Source organism: Bacteroidota bacterium, assembly GCA_030706565.1.
Taxonomy (GTDB): domain Bacteria; phylum Bacteroidota; class Bacteroidia; order Bacteroidales; family JAUZOH01; genus JAUZOH01.
In genome coordinates, this window is record JAUZOH010000272.1 from 1 (window position 1) to 5,272 (window position 5,272).

4 protein-coding genes are annotated in these 5,272 nt (G+C 40.9%); all 4 read right to left on the reverse strand.

The window, feature by feature from the left end:
• A partial coding sequence (locus Q8907_12330) for a DUF5127 domain-containing protein (GenBank protein ID MDP4275057.1) occupies positions 1-587 on the reverse strand: 587 nt, incomplete at its 3' end.
• A 145-nt stretch (positions 588-732) separates the two neighbouring features.
• On the reverse strand, positions 733-2,535 hold the full coding sequence (locus Q8907_12335) for a glycoside hydrolase family 2 TIM barrel-domain containing protein (GenBank protein ID MDP4275058.1): 1,803 nt from the start codon (positions 2,533-2,535) through the stop codon (positions 733-735).
• Between the two features lie 367 nt (positions 2,536-2,902).
• Positions 2,903-3,625, reverse strand: a complete 723-nt coding sequence (locus Q8907_12340) for a DUF3823 domain-containing protein (protein ID MDP4275059.1) — start codon at positions 3,623-3,625, stop codon at positions 2,903-2,905.
• Positions 3,626-3,631: 6 nt separating this feature from the next.
• A partial coding sequence (locus Q8907_12345; GenBank protein ID MDP4275060.1) for a RagB/SusD family nutrient uptake outer membrane protein occupies positions 3,632-5,272 on the reverse strand: 1,641 nt, incomplete at its 5' end.

Below are 5,272 nucleotides of genomic sequence, written 5' to 3' on the forward strand. Positions count from 1 at the left end.
CGCAGATTATCCCCTTTCTTTTTCAATATGGGCTGATCAACAGTTCCCAACTTCAACACATTCAATCCCTGAATTGTAGGGGAGCTCCATTGAACCGTCTGGTCAGGATCATTTACGGCAACATCGGCACCACAGTCGAAAAATACTTGAACATCATGCTCTTTACCATCCAGGGCTTTTACATTCCAGCTCAGATAAGTAACAGGACGGGACAAAATATCCGGATTAGAAACCAATGCAGGAGTGGTAAAAGTCAATTCCAGGGAAACGATATTATTCTGGAAATGATATACTGTGCGGGTTGGATAAACATTAACCCCCACCTGATTAAGAGGTTCCAGGGAGGAGGGTTGGCTACCCATGATACGGTATGACTTGCCATCAACACGCAATATGCTGTGCATCGGCTGATTGCGGCCTGTCCAATGCACAGTTTCATGGTCATAAAGCCTGTCGGCAGGAGACCAAATACTAAAATAGGGGTCATGCGCGACCAAAGGAACGGATGGTGGCCTTAATTGTTGAGCCCACGTAAATCCGGCCAAAAAAAACAAAATGCTTGAAATAACAATTATCTTTTTTTTCATTTGCCTTAGTTTAAATTTTTTCACCCTCCAGATTATTTGAAAATCAAAAGCAAGAGAGCAGATTTTGGAATTTTGGAATACTTATAAATCAATTGGTTTAATATTATTTTTTAATCCTAAACAATTTGGTTAAAATAATCATTATTTATTGAAAAGCCGGATTTTTACTAAAAATCGCTTTAATACGGCTCATATCGAATTTTGGGGAACGGTTGTACAGGTATATGCCATTCTGTTCCTGTTCCACATCCGTAAGTTGCGTAAAACAATAGCCCCAAACATTTGGACGGCTTAAGATAGCATCCACCAAGCCTCCCAACCGGGTATAATACTCTTCCACTGTTCTGGGAGCATTTCCATATCCCCAGGATTTTTCACTATTTTTATCTTTCTCGGTGGGGATCCAGCGGATACCGCCAAATTCATCCAACAAATAAGGCTGTCCGGAATAAGGGGCACACCTGTAATTGTCGTTCGAGAACATACGGCCATCAGCCCCTGGCGTAAGGATCTCAGTCAATTTTGTTGGATTCTGTTCATAGTTATGGACAGTCCATATATCGGTCATCACGTGTGTTCCACCGCTGGCATCATTTACAGGCCGGGTAGGATCCAAGCCTTTGGTAATCCTATATATATCCTGAACAAAACGGGGATACTGGAAATTATCATTGTTCCAACTCTCGTTAAACGGAGTCCATGCGATAATCGAAGGATAATTGCGGTCGCGGGCAATAATTTCCGACCATTCACCAATAAAATTTCTGGCAGCTTCTACATCATTGCAATCCGACCCCCAGCTTGAAGATTCGCCCCAGGTCAGATAGCCCAGTTTATCTGCCCAATAATGGAACCTTTCCTCAAATACTTTTTGATGTAAGCGAGCGCCATTGAAGCCGGCTTCCATGGACATTTCAATATCTTTTTTCAAATCCCCGTCTGTAGGGGCCGTCCAGATTCCCTCAGGATAAAAGCCCTGATCCAGTACCAGACGTAAATAATAGGGTTTGTTATTCAGAAAGATACGGTTACCCTCAATATGAACTTTGCGCATACCCACATAAGAATTCACCTCATCAACAATTTTGTTATTCTTATCGGTAACGACATAACTAAGGTCATACAAAAAAGGATTTTCAGGTGACCATGTTTTCACATGGGGAACCGGCAGGACGCATACTGAACTGTTGGTTGCCCTTACCGATTTTTCCGAAACAATTTTTCCATTATCCTTTAATGTCACCTTTAGGGTATATGAATTGTTTTCCTTGTAAAATGAAGGATATACGACTACCTGTTTCTGGTCAAGGTCAGGTATTACCTGGCACGATTTTAATCCGTTTGGTGAAAGAGCTTCCATCCAAACAGTTTGCCAAATTCCTGTGGTACGGGTATAGGAACAGCCTCCGGAAAAATAATTAAAACATTGCTTTCCTCCTGTTTGCTTTCCAGACCTTAAGTCATCATTTACATACAAAACAAGATTATGTGATTGGCCTGCTGTAACAAATGGAGTGATATCATACTCAAATGAAGAAGTTCCTCCGAAATGACGGCCTACAAATTTACCATCAATATATACTTCAGACTTATAATCCACTGCACCGAAATGAAGTATTATCTTCTTTCCGGACCAGCCGCCAGGAATATCTATCATGCGGTGATACCACATATCATTTATAAAATCCTTGTATCCCACACCGGATAATTTACTCTCGGGGCAGAAAGGAACAATGATTTTACCATCAAACCCTTTACTCTCCTGATACTTGCGGTCATGGCCAGAATTGCCGAAATCAAAAATATAGCTCCATGTCCCGTTCAAATTCATCCAGCTGTTTCTTTCAAATTGAGGGCGTGGATACTCAGGACGCGGAACAGTCTGGGATATCGCAATGCCTCCAAGGCAGAACAGAATCAAGACAATTGTTATTAAATGTTTCTTCATATATTTTTTATTTTAAGGAAATAATGGGAAATATGTTGTAAAAAAAATAAGGTACTAATTTAATTTATCGTTTTATAATTTGCACTTATTACTACGATAAATAGGGCTAAGAGTGGAATTAAAGAAAATTATCTATATGTTAAATTAATTTTTTTTGCGACATGGCGTCTTTGGGTGAGATATGTTTCACGCAAAGACGCCAGGACGCAAAAAATTCATTAATTCTCAACACATGTGATTAATTACGCAGTTTTTACGAGAAATTTCAGTTAAAAAAAATCTTTAACACCTGTTATTTCTACGTTAAAATTGAATTTCGACAAAAAAAAGTCATCCCGGAATAATCCGGGACGACTTTAAGGAATTACTATTTAGCAAGAGTAATTTTCTGAACTGGAGAGAAAATCATCTTTTCAACTCCGGCAATTTTAATTCCGACACGTGCAAATACATAATTTTGAGCAGGAACGATATCCGGCACATCCAAACTTAAAGTAATATTGTTTGGATCGGCAATAGAACCACCACTCATATCGGCAGCCTTGATATTGTAACTTCCCCGGTTGTCAACGAATTGGGTCCTGTTTACATATAAGGAAACCCTTTCTATAGATTTTGCATTGGCATCGGTAATAATTTGCTCAGCCTTAAAATTAGCAGTTACTGTTTTGCCACTTACAGAAAATTTCGCATTACGGACCAGGTAATAAGGTACAACTTCAATATTCATCTTTGTATTCCCGTTTACTTTTACCATAATGGTATCAGAATTTGTAGCAGTGTTGGTGACATTCATAAACGGCCCCTGATTTTTAGGCATAATCAGTTTGTAAGTTCCATTAAAAATCAAAGCCGAAAAAGAACCATCCTGGGCTACCTTGACTCCCCTATCATTATTAATAGTTGCAGTCAGTTGCCAGCCAGGCTCATACAACTGAAAAGCTATTTCACCTGCACTAACATTTAAAGGTTCTCCCTTATATACAAGGTTACCTGTTAACTGTGCATTAGGCGCATCATAGTTGTCATATTCACAGGAAACAGCCATAATACACAGAATGAAAAGCAATATATAATTAAATGTTTTCATAACTTATTAATTTTGATTAGGATTAGGTGTAATTAATGGATTTTTAGCCCTTATATCGGAACTAATATTGGAATAATAATTGCCCATACGGAAACGGCGTGCGTTAGTAACCTCATGAAGAGTAACCACTTCGAAAACATATTTCCCATTATTAGGGCCGCCGGGGTTATAAATTTTGTAGGGCCATAAAGCAAAAGGCCTGTCACTGACTTCGTCAGCTTTTCCCGGGAATTGAGTCAGGTCAGCTGATACACCATTCCATACTTTATGGGCAAGTCTCCATCTTTTTAAGTCCCAAACCTGATGTCCTTCAAAAGCAAGTTCAACTTTACGTTCATGAACGATACGGTCGAAGGTCATGTCTGTACCAGTCAGAGGGATAGTCAAACCTGCACGGGCACGAACCTGATTCAGATAAAATGCAGCCGAATCCTTTTTGCCTAATTCAAAAGAAGCTTCAGCAGCATTCAACAATACTTCCCCATAACGATACTGGATCCACCACAAACCACTCTGAGGGCCACGCATACCGGAACCCGGGTTAGGATCCATATATTTACGTACATAGAATCCTGTTTGTGCAGAAAATTCAAGACTGTTGATAGGGCCGTCATAACCTACCACCTGTTGCATTGTCGGAGCGCCCGGCAACTGTCCTTTACCGGCATAAGTATTGGCCGTAACAATTGAAGTGTCAGCCATAACATAATATCCTGCCCAAATATCTACCGGTTTCCCCTTAAAACTTGATCCGGGCAGAATAACAGTACCTGCCAAACGGGCATCACGTCCGGCAAAAACATCACCGATATGGTCGTAATAAACAAATTGTTTGTTTGCCTTTGTAGTACCCGTATTTACAGCAAGAGGAGCAAAAGTATTGTCCAGTTTTTCGAAAGACTGCACCAGGTTCAGGGAAGGATTTACCCTGCCCCCTTCCAAATCCTCAGCACCCGACCAGGGTTGGTTCACCAGGGTCCAACCAACGATTTTACCAGACTTAAGCTTGTATTCCCTTGCAAGAATGGCTTCGGGATTATTATCCTGGTCATAAAACACGGCAGCAAAATTCTCGGACAAATCCGGTTTTTTCTTGTATAAAGAATATTTCCCATCGGTAATAATTTCCTGGGCAGCAGCCAGGGCCTTTTTATAATATCCATCAGCCCTGTTTGCCGGTATTCCTGTTTCGCCTTTAGTTGAAAAGAGTTCCGGATAAGCAGCTCCATACTTGGCAATAGATGCGGCATATAAAGCAGCCCTTGCCTGAACGGCCAATGCAGCAGCTTTGGTAGCCCTTGCCTTGATGGACGGATCATTGGGAAGTTCATTCTTAACTGTATCCAGTTCGGCAAGTACGAAATCGTATATTTCAGATTCCTTGGCCCGTGGATGGCGAAGGTATGCAGGATCACCGCTGTAGTTATAGGTCATGGGTTCAGTAATCAAAGGAACCCCGCCCATACGTTTTACTTTTTCGAAGTAATTGACAGCCCTCAGAAAACGGGCTTCTGCCACAAACTGCTTTCTATCAGCATCAGGAAGAGCTGTTGCCTGGGAACATTTTTGAATGTACATATTGAGATCTCGGATGTAGCCATAGTCCCAATCGCCCCACCAGCCATAGTCTATATCTCCAATCTTTGC

Coding starts and splice junctions, on each gene's coding strand:
- Q8907_12335 (MDP4275058.1), bottom strand. CDS start 2,535: ATGAAGAAACATTTAATAACAATTGTCTTGATTCTGTTCTGCCTTGGA.
- Q8907_12340 (MDP4275059.1), bottom strand. CDS start 3,625: ATGAAAACATTTAATTATATATTGCTTTTCATTCTGTGTATTATGGCT.